This window comes from Rhodococcus sp. BS-15 (assembly GCF_000813105.1).
GTDB lineage: Bacteria > Actinomycetota > Actinomycetes > Mycobacteriales > Mycobacteriaceae > Rhodococcoides.
This window is the reverse complement of record NZ_BAOX01000004.1, coordinates 1-21,973: the sequence shown is the minus strand read 5'-3', so window position 1 is coordinate 21,973 and position 21,973 is coordinate 1. Positions and strand designations below refer to the sequence as shown.

General features: G+C 60.1%; 4 protein-coding genes and 2 pseudogenes. 1 reads left to right on the top strand and 5 read right to left on the bottom strand.

The features are described 5' to 3' along the window. The 4 genes and pseudogenes from RHBS_RS01145 to RHBS_RS01140 form a co-directional block, all read right to left on the bottom strand. Window positions 1–5,901, bottom strand: a pseudogene (locus RHBS_RS01145) (SDR family NAD(P)-dependent oxidoreductase); the annotation flags it as partial. 48 nt (window positions 5,902–5,949) lie between these two features. Beyond that, on the bottom strand, window positions 5,950–6,243 hold the full coding sequence (locus tag RHBS_RS29570; RefSeq protein WP_236745325.1) for a hypothetical protein: 294 nt from the start codon (window positions 6,241–6,243) through the stop codon (window positions 5,950–5,952). A gap of 15 nt (window positions 6,244–6,258) precedes the next feature. Continuing rightward, window positions 6,259–6,306: pseudogene (locus RHBS_RS32015) on the bottom strand (hypothetical protein); the annotation flags it as partial. Then, window positions 6,303–19,109 carry a type I polyketide synthase gene (locus tag RHBS_RS01140; RefSeq protein WP_236745322.1) on the bottom strand — a complete coding sequence of 4,269 codons (12,807 nt, stop codon included), beginning with the start codon at window positions 19,107–19,109 and terminating at the stop codon, window positions 6,303–6,305. The pseudogene RHBS_RS32015 and the gene RHBS_RS01140, both read right to left, overlap by 4 nt. Before the next feature lie 206 nt (window positions 19,110–19,315). Here RHBS_RS01140 and RHBS_RS01135 point away from each other — a divergent pair, with 206 nt between their 5' ends. Continuing rightward, a complete protein-coding gene (locus RHBS_RS01135) occupies window positions 19,316–21,331 on the top strand; it encodes an aminotransferase class III-fold pyridoxal phosphate-dependent enzyme (RefSeq protein WP_128644635.1) in 2,016 nt (671 codons plus the stop codon). A gap of 233 nt (window positions 21,332–21,564) precedes the next feature. On the opposite strand, the gene RHBS_RS01130 is transcribed toward RHBS_RS01135, so the two are convergent. Beyond that, a partial coding sequence (locus RHBS_RS01130) for a nuclear transport factor 2 family protein (protein WP_236745321.1) occupies window positions 21,565–21,973 on the bottom strand: 409 nt, incomplete at its 5' end.

Sequence of the window (21,973 nt, the reverse complement as noted above, 5' to 3'; positions counted from 1 at the left end):
CTAAGACTGTGTGTCCCTGGGCTTTCGCGCGGGACTGCCGCTCCACCACCAACAGACCCGCCCCTTCAGACCAGCCTGTTCCGTCGGCGTCAGCGAGAACGACTTGCACCGGCCGTCGGCCGATAGGCCGCGTTGTCGGGAGAACTCGACAAATGCCGTCGGGCTCGACATAACAGTCACACCGCCTGCCAGGGCCATATCGCATTCGCCGTTTCGTAGTGATTGCGCAGCAAGATGTAGCGCTACCAGTGACGACGAGCACGCAGTATCGACAGTCAATGCCGGACCTTCGAGTCCCAAGGTGTACGAAATGCGTCCGGAGGCGACACTTCCGAGGGTGCCGACTGCAAGGTGGCCCTCGACTTCAGCCGGCGCGTTGCGGCCGTAGTCGTGATACATGACGCCTGCGAAGACGCCAGTCCGGCTACCCCGCAGAGATTCTGGGTCAATGCCTGCGCCTTCGATCGCCTCCCAAGCCGTCTCGAGCAGCAGTCTCTGCTGTGGGTCGGTGGCAAGTGCCTCGCGTGGGGACAACCCGAAGAACGCTGCATCGAACTGGTCAGCGTCGTGTAGGAACCCGCCTCTGGTGCTGTAGGTCTTACCTGTGCGATCTGGATCTGCGTCGTACAGGATCTCAGCGTTCCACCCGCGGTTGACCGGGAACTCCGTGATGGCATCTCTGCCCTCAGAGACGAGCTTCCACAGCTCCTCGGGTGTGTTAACGCCACCGGGGAATCGGCAGGACATGCCGACTATGACGATCGGGTCTTCGTCAGTAGATGAATGTGACGTGAAGTCCGATGTTTCTGGCACCGCCGAACTCTCGGCCAGTCGGTCCGAAAGATGGTTTGCGAGCGCTACAGGGCTTGGATAGTCGAATACCAAACCGGTTGTCAACGCCAGACCTGTTGCTGCGCTGAGTCTGTTACGCAATTCGACAGATGTGAGTGAATCGAATCCGAGTTCGGAGAAAACCTGGTGCGATGTGATCTCGGCCAGGTCAGCGTAGCCAAGCACCTCGGCAGCGTGAGTACGGACGAGATGCAATACGGCCGCGGCGTCCAGGATTCTCGGGCCCGCATCGGTGTGTTTGCGAGATTTGACGATATGACGCAGCAGTTCTGGAACCTGGGGTCCGCCTGATCGTAGAACGGTTCTATTCAGCTCGGTTATCGAAACAACGCCCTCGGCCCTATCGAAGGCGGCCAGTGCCGCGTTCTGCTCCAGGGGCCGTAGACCCATGCTGTTCACACGATGCAGATCGGTTTCATCGAGCCCGTCGGACATCGTGCTCGATGTGGCCCACAGTCCCCATCCCAGTGAGGTCGCAGGCAACCCACTCGCTAGGCGGTATCCGGCAAGTGCGTCCAAATATGCATTCGCAGCACTGTAATTGCCTTGGCCGGCTGTTCCGAGTACTCCGGCGATCGAGGAGTAAAGAACGAACTCGTCAAGGTTCAATTCGCTCGTCAGTTCGTGGAGGTTCCACGCGGCGTCGACTTTCGGCCTGAGCACGGCAGTGACATGGTCAGCAGTGAGGCTTGTGAGAACTCCGTCGTCGACTATTCCCGCTGCGTGTACCACCGCGGTCAGAGGGAAGCCGTCAGGAATTTCGGCCAGGAGACCGGCCAACGAGTCACGGTCGGCGAGATCACAAGCTGCTACAACGACTTCGACGTTTCTCAGATCAGCCAACAGGTCAGGCGGCATGAATCCGGATCGGCCAACCAGAAGCAAACGTTTGACCCCATGCTCCGCGACGAGCCACCGAACGATCAATCCGCCCAGAGTGCCCCCTGCACCGCTGACCAGAACTGTGCCCCGGTCCCACCTCTTCGGCTCGGTCGGGGAGGAGTCCTTCGTCAAGCGAGGGACCAGAAACTCGCCGCTCCGGATAGCAACTCGTTCGGCTTCCAGAGCAACAGCGGCCGCCATGTCACCCGCAGATTCTGAACCATCCACCATGACTACTCGACCAGGGTTCTCTGCGGCAGCTGTGCGCAACAGACCCAGTACTGCGGCACCCGCGAGATCTGTTGGAGCGTCAGGCCCGTCGGCTCCGCTGGTCATTGCAACTAGCTTGGAATCTTGCAGTCGGGGCTCGGCGAAGAATGTTTGAACCAAGGTCAGCGCATCCAGTACTGCGGACCGCACGGCATCAGGGTGCACACCCGCAGGCAGGAACGGGATTACAACGACAGGAGGAGCAGCTGCGGCCAGTGACTCGAAGCTCGAGTAATTCGGTAGTCCAGCAACGTTTCCGAACCCCGCCCAGCCATCGAGCGGTGCGTCCGGGCGGTCCAACTTATCCCAGCGCAGAGTCAAGATCGTTGATGCTGAGACCTTTTCGCTTACTTCGCGTAAAGCGAGCTTCGCTATCTCTGCAACGGGCAGTCCGGCCTCGTCCGCGACGAGGATCGCAACCGAATCGCGTCCGGTACGGGTCAATCGAACCCTGCCCGCCGCGCCCAAGCGTCCGGTGATCGAGACACCGGTCCAGCTGAAGGGGAGCACCGCAGGGCGTTCGTCCAAGACACCAGGGAGCAGAAGGTGAAGCGCCGAGTCGAGCAGAGCAGGATGCAACGCGTACCGGGACGAGTCGACCTTCAACTGTTCCGGAAGAGCGATCTCGGCGAAGATCTCATCGCCCCGAGTCCAAGCCCGAACCAGCCCTCTGAAAGATGTTCCGTAGTCGTATCCGTCGCCGGTAACGTGGTCATAGAGATTGTCGAGCACTACTTCGACTGAGCCGTCCGGTGGCCATACGTCGATGATTGCTACCGACGGGTCAGGGGCGGCCGCGTGTAACTGCCCGGACGCACACGGACTCCAATCGACATCCTCGTCATCATGCCGAACATAAACGCTGAGCTGGCGCGTATCCCTAGCGGCTGGTGGATCTACGATGAACTGGAGATCGACGACACCCTGATCCGGCAGCGAAATTGGAGCCGTCAAAGTTAGATCTGCGACGAACGGCGTGCCTGCAATCGACCCCACATGTGCGGTCATCTCCAAAAGAGCTGTCGCAGGCAACAGCAAGGTGCCTTGTATGCGGTGATCGGCCAGCCAAGGGTGGGTGTCAACTCCAATTCGCGACGTGAAAACGGTCGCCGACTCGTCCGCCAAGTGAACCAATCCGCCGACCAGCGGGTGCTCGTTGCTCCCCAGATCGGTCGCACTTTCATCGGATCTGTGGTGGGACTGATCTAGCCAGTAGTTCGTGCGTTGAAAGGCGTAAGTAGGTAGATCGACGACCGGGCCCTGGCCAAGCAATGCAGTCCAGTCGACAGTCCCGCCTTGGGCATGCAGACGACCCAGTGCTTCCACAATCGACTCCACCTCACCCCGCCCGTTTCGTGAAACCGGAATAGCGGCGATCGTGTCGGAGTCGATCAGACCGGACAGTGCAGGCCTTGGGCCCAGCTCCAGTACGGTTCGCACACCATGCGAACCCAGCGCGCTGATTGCGGCGTGAAACCGAACCGGTTCACGGATCTGATTCACCCAGTACTCCGGGCTTCCCCATTCTGCGTCGATCTCGGCTGTCGCGACAATTGGAATGTTCGGGGACTTGACCGCGACATCGATCAGTGCGGTACGGAATTGGGTAAGGATCGGTTCCATAAGCGGTGAGTGGAACGCGTGACTGACTGCCAGTCTCGAGGTTCGGCGTCCCGCCAGCGCCTTCTCGATAGCCAACACCTCGGCCTCGATACCAGACACAACAACCGAATTCGGTCCGTTTATCGCAGCGATTCCGACACCAGCGGTCAGCAGCTGTTCCACCTCGTCCTCGGTGGCCTCGACAGCAAGCATTGCCCCTCCTGCAGGAAGCCCGCCCATCAATCGGCCACGTACAGCCACTACTGCTGCGGCATCGTGCAGCGATAGCACCCCGGCAACATGAGCTGCGGCCAACTCTCCGACCGAGTGACCGACGAGTACATCCGGATGTATCCCCCAGGACTTGAGTAAGCGAAACAGCGCAACTTCGAACGCAAATAGCGCGGGCTGGGCGTGTTGGGTCAGGTTGAGGTCTCCGTCGGAAATCAATTGGCGGAGTGGAGGGTCCAGGTGCGAGTCGAGCGCGGCGCAGACCTCGTCGAACGCAATCGCAAACGCAGGAAATGCCTTGCTGAGCTCGATTCCCATCTTTGCTCGCTGACTACCTTGTCCGCTGAATACGAAAGCAGTCTTTCCTGGTCGAGCGGCCACGCCGCCTCGCACACCGCGTAGCGCGGCCACCAGAGACTCACGATCAGAGCCCGTGACAGTCGCACGGAGAGGTAACGCCGCCCGGCGTTGAGCTAATGCCGTGGCGACATCGAGGTCCGAGACCGTCGCAGTTTCCGCCCAGTCCGCCAGATTTCGCGCTTGTTCGACCAGGGCTTCACTGGTGCGGGCGGACAGCACCCACGGCACTGGCATGCTCGAGCGCTGCCCGTCCGTCGAATCCGCCGCGTGCGCCGCCCAAATTCGTCCCCGCTGAGGTTCAGCGAGATCAGAGTTCGCTGAGGTCGAGCTCGGTGCTTCGAGAATTACGTGGGCGTTGGTGCCACCGAATCCGAACGAGGACACAGCAGCTCGCCTTGGCCGCCCGACCTCCGGCCACGGCCGGGCTTCCGTGACCAGATCGAGGTCTCCGGACTCCCAGTCGACGTGGGACGAGGGGACACCGACGTGCAGCGTCTTCGGCACTGTCCCGTGATGCATTGCCTGAACGACCTTGATGATGCCGCCGACTCCAGCCGCGGCCTGTGCATGACCGATATTGGACTTGAGAGAGCCGAGCAGAACCGGTGCTGCCCCAGATCTGCTCTGGCCGTAAGTTGCGAGTACCGCCCGGGCTTCGATCGGGTCGCCAAGAGTCGTACCTGTGCCGTGTGCCTCGATCACGTCGACGTCTTGCGGTACCAGACGAGCGTCAGACAACGCCTGCAGGATTACCCGCTCCTGTGCTGGCGCACTCGGCGCGGTGAGTCCGTTGGACGCGCCGTCCGAGTTGACCGCCGATCCGCGGACTACAGCCAGAACGCGGTGCCCGTTGGCCTCTGCATCGGATAGTTTCTCCAGGACCAACACACCAACCCCCTCCGACCATCCTGTTCCGTCGGCGTCGTCGGAGAAAGACTTGCAACGGCCGTCGGCGGACAATCCGCGTAACCGAGAGAACTCGATGAAAGCGGTCGGGGTCGACATGACGGTGACTCCGCCGGCCACAGCCAAGCTGCATTCATTGCGGCGTAACGCAGCTGCAGCCAGGTGAAGCGAAACCAGAGAAGAGGAGCATGCAGTGTCGATCGTGACCGTAGGACCCTCGAATCCAAAAGTGTACGAGAGTCTGCCTGAGGCAATGCTTCCCGCGCTCCCGCTGAACAGATAACCCTCTTCTTTCGGTGACAATCCGGGACGAGATCCGTAGTCGTTGTACATCACGCCCATGAACACACCAGTGCGGCTACCACGCAGCGCTATCGGGTTGATACCCGCGCGTTCGACGGCCTCCCAAGTGGTCTCCAACAGAAGCCGCTGCTGTGGGTCGACGGCCATGGCCTCGCGTGGCGACATGCCGAAGAAGCTGGCGTCGAAGCCGTTGGCTCCGGAAAGAAATCCTCCACCTGTTGTGTACACCTTGCCAGCTCGATCGGGGTTCGGGTCGTGCAGATCCGAAGGCCAGCCCCGGTCGGTCGGGAATGGTCCGACTGCGTCCACTCCGTCAGCAACCAAGTCCCACAACTCTTCCGGTGAGCTGACACCGCCCGGGTAGCGGCACGCCATCCCAACGATTGCGATGGGTTCGTGGACGCCGTCTTCGACTTCGCGCAGCTTCCGCCGAGCTTCTCTGGCGTCAGCGATGGCGCGTTTGAGATAGGTACGGAGTTCTTGGTCGTCGGCCACGGTGTTCTCCTGCTCGTAGGTGGTCGTGGGGGAGGGCTCGATCTCGGATCAGTCGAGCTCGTTGAGCATTGCGAACAGCTCTTCGTCGCTGGCCGTGTCGAGGTCATCGTCGGAAAGCTCGTCGGCGGACGCACGCGGGGGCGGCGAAGTTGCAGTTGTTTCAGCCAGCATTGCCAACTCACGCAGTCTCGGGGCAGCCGAACCGATCTCAACCCCAGCACTTTTCGTGATCAGAGTTGCGAGGCGATCGAGTTCTTCCATCAGCGATGGACCTGAAGGCTTATGAAAGAGCGTGTACAGGTATGTCGCAATCGAATCCGGACTGGGATGGTCGAACACCATCGTCGAAGGAAGTCGTAGACCGGTGGCAGTGCCCAACCGGTTTCGCAGCTCCACCGAAGTCAACGAGTCGAATCCAAGCTCGGAGAAGCCACGGTCGGGTGCAACCTCGTCGGGATCTCCGTACCGAGCACATTGGCCGTCTCCGCAACGACCAGATCGTGGAGAGCCGTCGCGCGGTCGGTGTCGGACAGCTCGATCAGCGCGCTGTGCATGTTCTTGGATACGCCCGCCACAGCGAGTGTCGACGCGTGGGCCCGCACGACTCGTTCTGGGACAAGGTCTCTCAGTACCGCTGGCCTCGGTCCATCCTGGGAGCGCAGGGTGGCCAGGTCGAGTCTTGTTACCGACACAACCGCATTTTGACCACCGACAGCGAGGTCGAACAGAGACAACGCCTCTTCGGTCGACAGCGGCGGTAGTCCGGCCCGCGCTAATCGACGAAGGTCGGCATCTGTCAGGTCGCCGGCCATTCCAGAGCCATCCGCCCAAAGACCCCAAGCCAACGACGATCCGGGTAAACCCAGACCCCGTCGATGGACGGCCAGAGCGTCGAGGAACGAGTTCCCCGCAGCGTAATTTCCCTGGCCGGACGTGCCCAGCAGACCTGCAACCGAAGAATAGAGCACGAAAGCAGACAGTTTTCGGTCCAGCGTCAGTTCGTGCAAGTTCCAGGCGGCAGCAATCTTTGGAGCAAGGACTTTGTCGACTTGGTCCTCGGTCAACGTCGTGATGAGACCGTCGGCCAGCACTCCTGCGGTGTGCACGATCGAACCTATTGTACGTCCGTCCAATGCTGTGGCCAGAGCGTTACGATCGGATGCGTCGCATGCCAACACGGTTACCACGGCACCGTGATTGGTCAGCTCGTCTACCAAGTCTGCGGCCCCGGGAGCTGAGAGACCCCGGCGGGAGAGCAAGATCAGCTCTTCGACACCGTGCCTAGTGACCAAATGTCGAGAAATCACAGCGCCAAGGGCACCTGTAGCACCCGTAACCAGAACTGGACCACTGTGCCAATCCGGGTCGACCGATTCTGGTACGACTGTGGCCAGTCTGGGGACCAACACTCTGTCCCCGCGGACTGCGACCTCCGGTTCACCGGAAGCCAGCGCTGTTTGGAGCGCAGCGGTGTCGCTCGCACGCTCGAGATCGACCAATACGAATCGATTGGGATTCTCGGTCATGGCGGAGCGCATCAAACCCCATACCGCAGCTCCAGCCGGGTCCGCCGACTCCACCTGTGCGCCTTGGGTGACTATTGCCAGAGTTGATTCATCGAACCTGCTCTCGGACAGCCAGTTTCGTACTGAAGCAAGAACGCTGTGGACTGACGAACGCGCATCGTCGGCGATCGTCAAAGCCACGTATGCAGGCGAGCCCACAACGCTCGATAACGTGGGAGGGTTCACGACGACAGGAGGCAGCTGCGGTGAGTGGGGCGCATGTGGGAGTTCGCGCCACGTCAGTCGATGTAGTCCGCGCGAGGGAGCTGATACTGCGAGCATCGGGCGGAGCAGTAGTGCTTCGATCGATGCGACCAGCACATCACTCGGGCCGAGGAGGGAGACGGCAGCCGATAGAGAACCATCGCCACTGACGGCGACGGAGATATGTGCCTTGACCGCCTCGACCCCTGCGACGTGGAGTGTGATGCCGGAGAATGAAAACGGTAGAACCGACGGCCTGTCGTCGAGGAATAGCAGCGGATGCAACACCGCATCCAACAATGCCGGGTGCACCCCGAAAGCGGCAGCTTCCGCACGCAGGGGCCCGGACAGCTCCACTTCGGCCAGTAGGTCTTGTTCGCCTCGGTGCAGTTCACGTAAACCGCGAAACGCGGGGCCGTAGTCGTAGCCGTATTCGGTCAATGCATCGTAGTCGAACTCGAGTTTTTGATCCGCTTGCACGAGTAGTGGGATTGCATCCAAAGTTGGGACAAGCGTGCCCTCGGCATGAAGGGTCCACGCACCGTCTTCATCGCGGGACCGAACTGTCACCTCGCCGTTGTCGGGCGAAGCCGTGACGTGCACTTCGACCGATTCATCGGCTGAAAGCAGGACTGGAGCGCCGATCGTCAGGTCGCCGATACTGGGTAGTCCGAGGTCTTCCCCGGCGCGTAGCACCAACTCGATGAGCAACGCCCCGGGAAGCATGGTGCTGCCCTGAATTCGATGGTCGGCGAGCCATGGAACTCGTTGCAGCGAGAGATTGCTGATCAACACGATCGAGCCTCCCTCGAGCTGCACGATCGTGTCGAGTAGCGGGTGATTGTCAGTACTGTCGCGCGCGCGTCCCGTGTTCCGGATGCTCGCAGCTTCGGGAAGCCAATAACGTTTGGACCGAAATGCGTAGGTGGGCAACGATATCGAATTTGCCTGGGGTAGCGCGGCCGACCAATCGACATGCACGCCACGGGTGTTGAGCGCCGCTAGGGCAGAGAGGGCAGTGGCTGTCTCTGATCTGTTTGCTCGCAGCAGCGAGACTGCCGAATGTGCGTTGCGGGTAGTGGTTCCGTGGACCAACCCTGTTAGTACGGCATCAGGACCCAACTCGACGAATTCGGTGACCCCTTCGGTCTCCAAAGTTTGCACGCCATCAACGAATCGGACCGGACTACGCACATGTTCGACCCAGTAGTTCGCGCTCTGCAACAGTCCCGATTCGGCTATGCGACCCGTTACGTTGGATACAACCGGGATTGTTTGTTCACGAAAAGTGATGTCGGCTATGTCGGCTCGGAACGATTCGAGGATTCCATCCATGTGAGTGGAGTGGAAGGCGTGGCTGACCCTCAGGGATGTGGTTCGTCTTCCCTGTTCCCGAAAGTGTTTACCGACTGCTTCCACCGAATGCTCGTCCCCCGAGACCACGGTGGAAGTCGGGGTATTGAACGCGGCGACGTCAACACCCACCACCTTCTTCAATTCCGTAACGGTCTCGGCCTCGCTCGCTTCCAGAGACATCATCGCGCCGTCATTACGCGCGGTCTGCATTGCTCTGCCACGGGCTACGATGAGTGTGCATGCGTCGGCGAGGTCGAGGATCCCGGCTGCGTGTGCGGCGGCGATCTCGCCAACCGAATGGCCTATGACCACATCTGGTTGCACACCGTGATGTCCTACGAATCGGTACAGTGCAACTTCCAGAGCGAAGGTAGCCGCTTGAGTAAAGAGCGTCTGGTCGAGCATCTTGGAGTCCGAATCACCCTCAGCAGCGAAGAGGATCGCCAGCAGAGAGGTCCCCAGACGATGATCCAGATGGTTCAGTACCTCATCCAGAGCATCGGCGAACACCGTTGATTTCTCGTATAGTTCGCGACCCATCCCGACTCGTTGTGCACCCTGGCCGGTGAATAGGAACGCAATTTTTCCCAAACCTGCTCGCCTGCCAGTGAAAACCGAGGGCGAAGATTCGCCAGCGGCTATGTGTTCGAGACCGTTGATGAATTGCTCTCGATCCGCGGCGAGGACAAGGGCTGTGTGTTCGAGCTTGGCACGCGTAGTTGCCAACGAGAAGCCGATATCAGCAACGTTCAGCTCAGGACGATCGGCGACGTAAGCCCGCAGTTTGACTGCTTGGTCTGCCAGACCATCGGCGTCGCGGGCCGACAGGACCCACGGGAGGAGTTCTCGACTGCGTGGACGAGCCGCATTCTCGTGTCGTATCTCTTGCTCTGGTGCCTCAAGAATCACATGTGCATTCGTGCCGCTGATACCGAACGATGACACGCCGGCGCGAAGCGGTCGGTCTGCGGTCCATTCGCGCGCAGTGGTCAGAAGCTCGACTGCCCCTGCGTCCCAGTCCACCTGTGACGAGGGAGAATCGACATGTAGCGTGCGAGGTAGTACACCGTGCCGCATTGCCATCAACATCTTGATTACGCCGCCGACTCCCGCAGCTGCTTGTGAATGACCGATGTTCGACTTCAGGGAACCGAGCAGAAGAGGATGATTCGCGTCGCGGTCGGCTCCGTAGGTTGCCATGATGGCCTGCGCTTCGATCGGATCTCCGAGTCGGGTGCCGGTGCCGTGTGCTTCGACGGCGTCGACGTCTCCGGTGCGGAGCCCTGCCGCTGCCAGAGCATCACGGATGACCCGCTCTTGCGACGGTCCGTTGGGGGCCGTCAAACCGTTGGATGCGCCATCGGAATTGACCGCCGAGCCTCGGACAATGCCGTGGACTCGATGACCGCGGGCAATTGCATCCGATAGACGTTCGACCAGTAGTAGTCCGACGCCCTCCGACCATCCTGTACCGTCCGCGGATTCGGAGAAAGACTTGCACTTTCCGTCAGGCGAGAGACCACGCTGGCGTGAGAACTCGACGAAGGTGTTGGGACCGGACATTACGGTCACGCCACCGGCCAAAGCCAGGTCGCATTCCCCATTGCGCAAAGCCTGTGCAGCGAGATGCAAGGCAACCAATGACGACGAGCACGCGGTGTCGACGGTGATCGCCGGTCCCTCCAACCCATAGTTGTAGGCAAGACGACCTGAAATCACGCTGGAGGTATTGCCGGCGAGTAGAAAGCCCTCGTATTCGGCTGGTGCAGCGTTCAGGCGGGAGGCGTAGTCGTCGTACATCACCCCGGTGTAAACGCCAGTTCTACTTCCTTGCAACGCATTTGGGTCAATTCCCGCGTTCTCGAACGTTTCCCATGCGGTTTCCAGTAGCAATCGCTGTTGCGGATCGGTGGCGGTAGCCTCACGCGGAGAAAGGCCGAAGAAATCGGCGTCGAACAAGTCTGCGTCGTGAAGGAATCCGCCGTGTCTTGTATAGCTGGTCCCGATATGGTCGGGGTCGGGATCGTAGAGCCCGTCGACGTCCCAACCACGGTTGGTCGGAAATTCCGAAGTTGCGTCGATACCGTCAGAAACAAGCTGCCACAAAGATTCTGGTGAGTCGACCCCGCCTGGATAGCGGCATGCCATGCCGACTATGGCAATGGGGTCATTGATCGAGTGGGAGTTCGGAATCGATGTAGGTTCGTTCGGCGCGTTGACCACCAGTAAAGAAAGGAGATGGTCAGCGAGCTTTCGTGGCGAAGGATAGTCGAAGACTGCCGTAGCGTTCAGGCGTAGCCCGGTCGCTGAGGTCAGTCGATTGCGCAGATCCACAGCCGCAAGTGAGTCGAATCCTTGATCTTTGAAGGCAGCGGTCAAGTCCACCGTCGCTGCGGTGTCGTGTCCGAGCGCGGTTGCGGTCAGTTCTCTCACCAGTCGGTGGGCCGCCTCGACCCGAGCAGACTCCGGGAGCATCGCAGTACTGGTCACCCATGCAGAGCCGGCCGGCCGGCCGGTATTGCGGCGGGCGGGCCGAGCCAGTCCACTCAGGACGGTTGGAATGTCGATGCTGTCGATGGTCGAGGGCGACCAGTGAATTGGCGCGATAACTGCGGCATCAGTGCGCAGCGATGAGTCGAATAGTGCGAGCCCGTGCTCGGTCTCTAACGGAGCGAAGCCAGATCGTGTCCAGCGGGCCATGTCCGAGCTGGTCAGCGCAGAGCCCATGCCTGCGTTACCGTCCCACAGACCCCAGGCCAAGGATGTTCCGGGTAGTCCGGCAGCTCGGCGGTGTGCAGCCAGGGAGTCGAGAACTGTATTCGCGGCTGCGTAGTTGGCCTGTCCAGCGGTTCCGACCAGTCCGGAGACCGACGAGTAGAGAATGAACGCGACCAGATGGCGATCGAGGGTCAACTCGTGAAGCAGGAGTGCGGCGTCCGCTTTCGGTCCGAGGACATCGGCGAACTGCTGATCGGTCAGTGAAGTAGCGGCACCGTCAGCGAGAACGCCCGCAGTGTGTACGACAGCCGAAAGATGAGGGATCTCATCGATCAGACCGGCGAGGGATTCGCGATCGGTGACATCGACAGCAACCGCGCGGGCGGTTGCTCCGAGCGCAGTCAGCTCTGCGATGAGTTCGAGCGCTCCCGGAGCTTCTGGGCCCCGCCGGCTGACGAGTACCAAGTCGGTCGCACCATGTTCGGCGACCACATGTCGTGCCAGTAGTGCGCCCAGCCCGCCTGTTCCGCCCGTGATCAGAACTGTCCCCTTGCTCAGGTCGGGGGAGATCACGGTAGGCGTTGCCTTGGTGAGTCGAGGAACGTGTAGCGCCCCACTTCTCGAAACCAGTTGCGACTCACCGGTTGCGACGATCTCGGCAACGTCGTCCTCGCCGTCACTGTCAAGGAGGATGAATCGGTCCGGGTGCTCGCTTTGTAACGAGCGGACCAGGCCCCACACAGCAGCACCTGCCAAATCGACAGCGGTGTTGTCCGCAGCGGCCCCTCGAGTTCGGACAATGAGTCGTTCCTCTGGGGAATGATCTGCTTTCATCCACTCTGTCGCCCTCGCCAAGACTGAAGTGGCTGCAGCGAAGGGCGTCTTCCCTTCGGCGTCGAGAAGACTAACTGGAATGCCGGAAGGTGTCGGTTTGGGAATTGCGACCCAAGACAGCTGAAACAGACTGTCTACCAGCCCGTCCAGAGTGGACCTCTCCACAGGACGCAACGACAGCGACTCGACTGTCCCGACTGGCGCACCCATAGTGTCGGTGATGACTACGGTGGCGATGTCCTTGCCTGTGAGGCTGATTTTTACCCGGTATGCCGACACTTCCGGGCGGATGATGCGTACGCCCGCCCACGAGAATGGCAGTTTGACCTCACCGTGCTGGTCGGCGGCGGTAAGAACGAGTGGGTGTAGTACGGCGTCGAGGAGTGCGGGATGTGCGCCGAAGGACTTGCTGCTCAGTGGTTTCGGGAGGTGAACTTCAGCATATGTGTCGTTGCCATCGCGCCAGAGTGCTGTCAAGCCGCGAAAAGAGGGCCCGTACTGGTAGCCGAGGTCAGCTAGTTTGTCATAGATGTCGTCGACGGCTTGCGGATCGCCGGGTGGCGGCCAGTCGGTCAGCGGCTGGCCCGTTGCAGGCTCCTCGCCCAGAGTTCCGGAGGCGTGGCGGACCCACGTGTCTCCCTGGCGGGAGTGGATGGTGACGACGTGCTCGTCGGACACAGTGACCTGCACATGAACGTCCGCGCCGGTACTCATTGGAAGAGGTCTCTCCAACGTGAGCTCCTCTATGGAGGACGAACCAACGTACCGGCCGGCGCCAGCCGCAAGCTCGAGCAGTGCGGTGCCGGGGACAAGCAGGGTGCCGGCAATGGTGTGGTCTGCCAACCACGGTTGTTCGTCGATCGACAAGACCGAGGAGAACACCACGCTGTTGCCCTCGGCGAGGTCGACTGGATTGTTCAGCAGCGGATGTGCCATCGGGCCAACACCACGCTCGGCGATGTCTCGACGGCGACTGGACAGCCAGAATCGGTCTCGTTGGAATGGGTAGGTCGGCAAGCTGACCGGTTCGCGGGACGGTAGTGCAAACGATGCACCTCGGGAATACGCACCTGCAACAGCGCGCATGACGGTCTCCGGTTCGGAATGTCCTCTGCGTGCGGTCGCGAAAACTGTGGCATCACCGGGGAGTGCCGCAGAAGCGAGTGCGGTGAGCACAGCATCCGGTCCTACCTCTACGAAGACCGTGGCTCCAGCATGGGACAGAGCAAGAAGGGCGTCATGGAAGCGAACGCCCGCCCGAATTTGATCTGACCAATAGTTCGGCGTGGACAGAGTAACCGCATCGGCGAGCGCTCCGGTGACCGTGGAAACCATCGGCACCGTCGGCTCGAGAAACCGTACATTTGTCGCGGCCGCACGAAACTCGTCGAGTGCGCTGTCCATATGCGGTGAGTGAAAGGCGTGACTCACTCGCAATGGATGGATGCGTCGACCTCTAGCTGACCACTGCTCAGCCAACGCGCGGACCGCTTTCGCGTCACCCGCGACCACCACAGAGCTCGGGCCGTTGACGGCTGCGATCGTCACGCGACCATCGAACTCTGCGAGCGTCGGCAATACCTCGTGTTCGGCCGCGGCGATCGCAATCATCGCTCCGCCGGTCTGCGCCGACTGCATCAACCGACCACGAGTGACGACCAGCTGCGCAGCGTCTTCGAGATCCAACAAACCAGCTACATGTGCAGCGGCATATTCGCCGACGGAATGACCGGCGACGAGATCCGGGTCCAGGCCATGGGCCTCCAGCAGTCGGGCTTGGGCTACCTCGAATGCAAACAATGCGGGTTGCGCGTATTCGGTCCGCTCCAGAGTTTCGTCCGGACCCTCTGCGATGACGTCCCACAAAGGTCGATCTAGCTGCACATCCAGCGCGGCGATAGCGTCACCATAGGCCTGTGCGAATACAGGGAAGGCTTTTGCCAGCTCCAAACCCATGCCCACACGCTGCGAGCCCTGTCCAGTAAAAATGAAGGCAGTTCGTGCTGCTGTGGTTGCTGACCCACGAACGACAGCCGCGGACTCGTGCCCTTCGGCCAGTTCGGCCAGACCGGCCTGCCGTTCCTCCGGTGTACGACCGACAATTGCGGCCCGATACTCGAAGCGTGGCCGCGCCGCCAATGCTGCTGCAACTGCCCCTCCATCGATATCGGAGATGGCGTCGCCCAGCACGCCCGCCATAGCTTCGAGGGATGCAGGTGAGTTCGCGCTCAGAACCCATGGAGCTGGATACGAATCGGGCTCGGCAGCGATGGCGAACGGGGTGGCCTGCTCCAGGATGAGATGGGCGTTCGTTCCACTGATGCCGAACGACGAGACACCCGCTCGACGTACGCGGCCGGTTTCCGGCCATGGGCGATTGACTGTCACCAACTCGACCGCTCCCGACGACCAATTCACCCGAGAACTTGGATTGTCGGCATGAAGCGTTGCCGGCACGATGCCTCGCCTCATCGACTCGACCATTTTGATTACCCCGCCCACTCCCGCGGCAGCCTGGGTATGGCCGGTATTGGACTTGAGCGAGCCTAGTAACAGGGGAGTTGCGCGTCCCTGCCCATAGACGGCGGCCAACGCTTCGGCTTCGATCGGATCGCCGAGTGGAGTGCCGGTGCCGTGTGCTTCGACCACATCTACGTCATCAGAATTGAGCCCCGCGTCCGCCAGCGCACGACGGATTACTCTTTGCTGAGCAGCGCCACTGGGAGCTGTGAGACCGTTCGAGGCACCGTCATTGTTGATGGCTGAGCCGCGTATCACGGCCAGGATCGGTCGTCCGTCGCGGCGCGCATCGGACTCGCGCATCAAAGCCAAGATTCCTGCGCCCTCGGCCCACACGGTGCCATCCGCACCGTCTGCGAAAGATTTGCAGCGCGCATCCGCAGAGAGACCGTGTTGACGCGAGAATTCCAGGAACATGCCGGGTGCTGCCATGACCGCGGCACCACCAGCGAGTGCTGTATCGACCTCGCCGGAACGGAGAGATTGCACGGCCAAGTGCAGAGCAACCAACGATGAGGAGCACGCGGTATCGACGGTCAGCGCAGGACCCGATAGGCCGAATTGATACGCGATACGGCCAGAGAGCAAGCTGGGCGCGAGTCCCGTCAGGATGTGGCCCTCGGTCTCGGGCTGTGCCTCGTGCATACGGGATCCGTAGTCGCTACTGGTGCCGCCAATGAACACACCGGTACGAGCACCTTTTAGAGCACCTGGTTCGACACCGGATCGTTCGATGGCCTCCCACGCGGTTTCCAGCAACAGCCTTTGCTGGGGGTCCATTGACAGCGCCTCGCGTGGCGAGATGCCGAAGAACGCCGGATCGAAGTCGGCTACACCTGTGAGAAATCCGCCTTCTCTGACGCTGCTTTTTCCGGAGGCGTCAGGGTCTGGGTCGTACAGGTCGGCCGACCAGCCCCGGTCCGTTGGGAACGGACCAACTGCGTCGATCCTGTTGAAGACCAGATTCCAAAGGTCCTCCGGTGTGGAGACATCGCCTGGGTACCTGCAGGCCATACCAACGATGGCTATCGAGTCGGTTTCCGTCGGACGCCGGCATTTGTCGCCGTCGTTCTGGTCGACGTCGTTCGGTTTTCCCGTACTGACAAGGTGCTCGGCCAACGCCGCTGTGGTCGGGTAGTCGAAGAGAATTGTCGCAGGCAGTTCCTGACCTACGACGCCGGCTAGGGCATCTCGCAACTCGGTCAGCATCAAAGAACTGAAGCCAAGGTCACGGAGCGGAGTGTGAGCTGGAACGGCTTCCGGGTCGGTGATGCCCAGGACCGCTGCGACGTGTGCGCGTACCAGAGCGGCGGTGACTGCCTGAGCGCTGGCGGTGTGTGCGGTCGGAGTACCGCTCTGTGAGTCTTGCCGACTTCCTCGAGTCGCTTTAGTCGGGTGCGTCGATGCGACATGGTCGATCCAATGGCGCTCTCGCTGAAAACTGTAAGTCGGCAGGGCTATCGGTTTTGGATCAGCGCCTCGATAGAACGTAGCCCAGTCGATGTCGGCACCACGCGAGTGCAATCGGGCGAGAGCCATCACCGCGGAATCGTGCTCTGGCCGGTCGGATCGTTGAAGGGCTATGGCGCGGGTATCGGTGCCCTCCATCACGCAGTCAGGGACCATGCTCGTCAGGGCGGCATCGGGACCTATTTCCAGCAGGGTCGAAACGGTCAGCCCAGCCACAGCATCGAGAAATCGGACCGGCTCACGCACCTGTCGAACCCAGTACTCGGGGGTGGTCATTTCGGTGGTCACGAGCTGGCCGGTGACTGTTGATGCAATCGGTATACGCGGTGGATTCAACGTCAAACTAGCTACAACCAAACCGAACTCGGCCAACATGGGATCCATGAGTGGAGAGTGAAAGGCATGACTTACGCCAAGACGTCTTACCCGCGTGCCACGACGGCGCATCGTTTCAGCAGCTGTCAGAATCGGATCTACCGGTCCTGAAAGCACGAGCGAGTGCCTCCCGTTGACAGCAGCGATTACGACGCCGTCTTTGAGGGTGTCGGCCACCGCCTCTTCAGCTGCCTCCACTGCAACCATGGCACCGCCTTCCGGCAGCATGCCCATCAACTTTCCCCGTGCGGAAACCAGTGCACAGGCATCGACTTCCGACAAGACGCCGGCAACGTGAGCAGCGGCGACTTCTCCGACCGAATGCCCGATCAGTACTTCCGGGCTTACGCCCCAGGACAGTACGAGTGCATAGGCGGCAACCTCGAAAGAAAACAGCGCAGGCTGGGTGAACTCTGTTCGATCCAGGTCCCTGCCTGTAGCTATCACCTCAGCTAAACCATCGAACTTTCCGATCAACCGATGAAACACTTCGGCGAATACAGGATGATGCGCTGCCAGGTCAGCTCCCATGCGTACTCGCTGTGCACCTTGACCGGTGAAGAGCACACCGACTCCGGCATCCTGGACCGTGTCGACTACAACAGCAGGGTGCGGAATTCCATTGACCAGTGCAGATAGTCCATCATCGACAGTGGACCGCTCCGCAGCCACGATCACCGCCCGCTGTTCGAAATGCGTACGTGTTACTGCGGCCGCATAGCCCAGATCCGCGATGCTCCTTGTGTAGCCGAGGAGAGCAGCTGCTTGGTCACGTAGGGCTGAAGAGGAGCGGGCCGAGATCGGAATCGCCACCAGGTCCGAGCGGCGTTCGACGGCGTCAGGGTGGTCTCGAGGTGAGTCGGTGGGGGGCTCGGAGACAACAATGTGACAGTTGGTTCCACCCATCCCGAAGGAGCTGACTCCAGCTACCAGCGACGCGTCGGCGGCCGGCCAGCCGGTGTACCCGGTTTGTACTCTCAGATTGAGGTCGGACAACGGAATTTTCGGGTTAGCGGTCTCGAAATGCAGCGTGCCGGGGATTGCCCGATGGCGAATCGCCAGGACAACCTTGAGCAGGCCTGCCATGCCCGCGGCAGCCTCCAAATGACCGATGTTGGTTTTCACTGATCCGACGGCGAGCGGTGTCGTGCGCGCGGAGGCAACGGCTGAGCTGAGTGCTGCTGCCTCTATGGGATCGCCCACCGGTGTTCCGGTGCCATGCAGCTCCACGTACTGAACTTCATCGGGGCGAACTCCTGCACGCTCGTGTGCCGCTCGGATGACTGTTTCTTGTGCGGTTCGGCTCGGAACCGTCAGCGCCTCAGTAGCACCATCGTTGTTCACAGCGCTACCTCTGATTACCGCGTATATGTCGTCGCCGTCGGCTAGGGCAGTCGAGAGCGGCTTGAGCACAATTGCTGCGCCTCCCTCTCCGCGGACGAATCCATTCGCGCGTGCGTCGAAGGTGCGGCAGCGACCGTCGGGGGAAAGGCCTCCGAAACGTTCTGCAGCGAGCGCACTCTCGGCGAGAATGTTGAGATTGAATCCGGCCACAATTGCCAGTGGTGCTTGTCCGGTGGCCACAGCTTCTGATGCCATGTGAACCGCTACGAGCGAAGAAGATTGAGCAGTATCGACCACCACGCTCGCTCCACGCAGGCCGAACACATACGACACGCGGTTCGCAATAACACCTCGGTGCAGACCTGCGTTACTGTGCTGGCCGATCACCGACTCGCCAGTCGCGTGAACCAGTTCTGCATAGTCGTCCCGCATCGCTCCGACGTAAACCGCAGCCGTTGTCCCGACGAGATCGGCCGGCACAATCTTCGAGTCCTCCAGAGCCTCCCAGACGAGCTCCAATGTCAGCCGCTGTTGAGGGTCGATCGCGGAGGCTTCTCGCGGAGACACACCGAAGAATGCAGCGTCGAAATCTGCGACCGAATCCAGGAACGCGCCGTGTGCAAGAGAACCCGATCGGTCCGTCAAGCCGGAGATGCTGATCCATCGGTCGGCGGGGACTTTCCCGACTGCGTCCACCCCATCGCGCAAAAGTGTCCAGAACGCAGTTGGATTCGGCGCACTCGGAAACCTGCATGCGACACCGATGACGGCAACCGGTTCCGATTGCAGGGTCGAGCTAGTGCGAGCTCGGTTATCCGTCATAGCATTCGACTGCTTTCTCGCGGCGGCTGGAACGTGATCGGTGGACATCTGATTCATACCGGTCAGGTGGTCACTCAGAGGTTTCTGCATCTCCGCTTTCACTTTTGACGTTTCCATTACCAAGCAGTGAACGCCGTCAGTTGATCCGCGGTTACGTTGACCGCAGCGGAGCGGGCCACCGCATCGCACGACGAACGGAAAAGTAGATGATGAAATCAGAGAAAATCACAGCGGACCGTCCGATTGGGCCTGTCGCCGACCCGTTGGCCATGACCGAGACCTACGTAAATGGCAGTAACGCCGGCGATATCGACGGCGTGCTGAGCCTGTATTCTGACGATGCCATCTCGGTGTGGGAGCCTGGGAAGCCAGTCCGCGGTATCGAGCATGAGGCGGTCGTCCGCGCGCACCTTGAGCGAAAGCCGGTTATGCAGGCGACAATTCGCGAGTCACACGTCACTGGAGATACAGCGCTACTAGTCGTGGACTGGACGATCGACATTCCCGGAGACGGCAAATTGGCCGGCGAACACCATTCCGGACTCGGCCTCGATGTGCTGCGGAAGGGCGAAGACGACCTGTGGCGCTATGTCGTGGACAACCCCTTCGGCGAAGCTAATCACACATGCACTTCAGAACGACAACAGGGATGGAGAAGAAACATGACTGCTTCCAATACTGAGGTTGATCTATCCGAGCCACACATGCGCGGCATGCTGGCGAGCGTTGGCCTGGATGTCGAGTACGTTCGTGGCGTCGGCGATATACTATTCTATCGGACTGACAATGGTATCGAAGTACCTGTACTTGATCTGGTCGGCGGCTATGGGTGTCTAGTTTTCGGGCATAATCATCCAGCGCTGGTGGAAAAGGCGCGTCAGTTGCTGGCAGACCAGGTCCCCATTCATGCTCAATTTTCTTTCCATCCCTATGCCAACAGTCTCGCGATCGAGCTGAATTCAGTGATACAACGAGAATTGAAAGTCGAAGAACCGTATACGGCACTATTCGGGAATAGTGGTGCGGAGGCAGTCGAAATTGCCATGAAGCATGCCGAGCTCGATCGCGGAACCCGTATCAGCGATCTGCAGGCTCACGTGGTCGAGGCCTGGAGGGCGGCGGAGAATCTCGCGCCATTCATCGGATCGGATGTCTACGATCGCTTAGGATTGCCGAATTCCGCAGGATTCGATCAGGTTGCTCGGACTGTACAACGCGCGAACGAAGTCTCGCTATCCCGGGGCCCGGTGTTTCTCGCGCTAGAAGGTGGATTTCACGGCAAACTAGCGGGTAGTGTGCAGATGACTCACAACCCAGGCTATCGGACGCCGTTCAGCAGGTTAGCTACGCAGGCAAGATTTATCGCAATCAAACCAGGAGCCGTCCAGGCAGCCTTGGCCGCTGAGCGGATGGAGGTTATATTGCCTGAAATAATTGACGGCGCACTTCGGCTGACGGGAATGGCAGTTCCGCGAATCGCGGGCTTCTTTGTGGAGCCAATACAAGGCGAGGGTGGAATCAAAGTTCTTGATCCAGATTTCGCGGACGAGATTCGCAGCGCGGCAGATGCAGGTGGGTTTCCCGTGATTGTGGACGAGATTCAAAGCGGTATGGGTCGTACCGGTAAATTTTTCGCAGCAGCGCATATCGGCTTAATTGGAGACTACATACTTCTCGCCAAGGGTATAGGTGGCGGCATCGCGAAGTCATCGGTAGCAATGATCCGTTCTTCCCGATACAATGGACAGTTCGAGCTACTCCATAGCTCCACGTTCGCAAAGGACGCCTTTTCTGTCAATCTTGGTTTGTCTGTAGTCAGAATGCTCGAGGCTAACGGCGGGGGTGCCTACGCACAGGCCGAGGAGCGCGGTGCTGCGCTGCGGGCTGAATTTGAATCGGTGCGTGCTCAGTATCCCGACGTGGTGTCCGATGTTCGCGGTCTGGGCCTCATGCTGGGCTTCGAGCTCAAAGATCTATCGAATTCCGCTGACCCGATTCTTTCCCAGAATGCGGCGCAGGGCATCATTGGCTATGTATTCGCAGGGTATCTGCTGCGGGAATACGGAGTTCGGATATTCCCCACTGCCAGCAACCCGCATACGCTGAGGGCCGAGCCGTCGATCAACCTGAGCGATTCCGCAATCGCACAGGTAGGCGAAGCGCTTCGTGGTCTGTGTGTACTCCTACGAAAGGGAGATGGAGCCGCCTTGCTGACAGGTTGATACAGTTTGGTGATCTGTTGGATCGTATATTGAGCGGCTCGGACGAAGAAGACGTCTCCACGGAATGAAATACAGAGGGGTGCCCTATTTCTGTGCGCACTTGACGTAGGCCGTGAAGAACCGCCGACGCGGGATGAAGAATTTGGGAGAGGAGCCTACGTCAAAGCCCCTCTATCTCGCAGCTGAAACGGGTCGACGCTCGTGCGAGGAGGTCGACCCGTTTCTTGGCATCTTCAATCTATAGGATGTGAATCCAGAATAATTGGCCTGTCGATCGCCATCGACCAGGTGCCATCACTTTCGCGCACGAGAACATCTGTACAGATTCCATTGTGTTGCGTCACTTGGCCATTCTCGTCTGTGAGACTTAACTCGAATTCCACAACGATCAGAGACGTGTCGCCCGTAGTGTGCGAATATTTTACTTTTGAGCTGAGTTGGGGATTCGTGGATAGTAGTTCGGTTATCCCCGCTGTCCTATCAGAACCAGTCCGGGGAGTGCCGGTGAGATTCGAGATCGCGTCGTCGCGGTAGAGGCTGTCGAAAATTGAGCCAACTCCCGAATTGAACGCGGCAAGAAATACTGCGTTCTGCAGCTCTGGATCATCTGTCAGCACCAGATTGTTGAGGTCGATGTTTTTT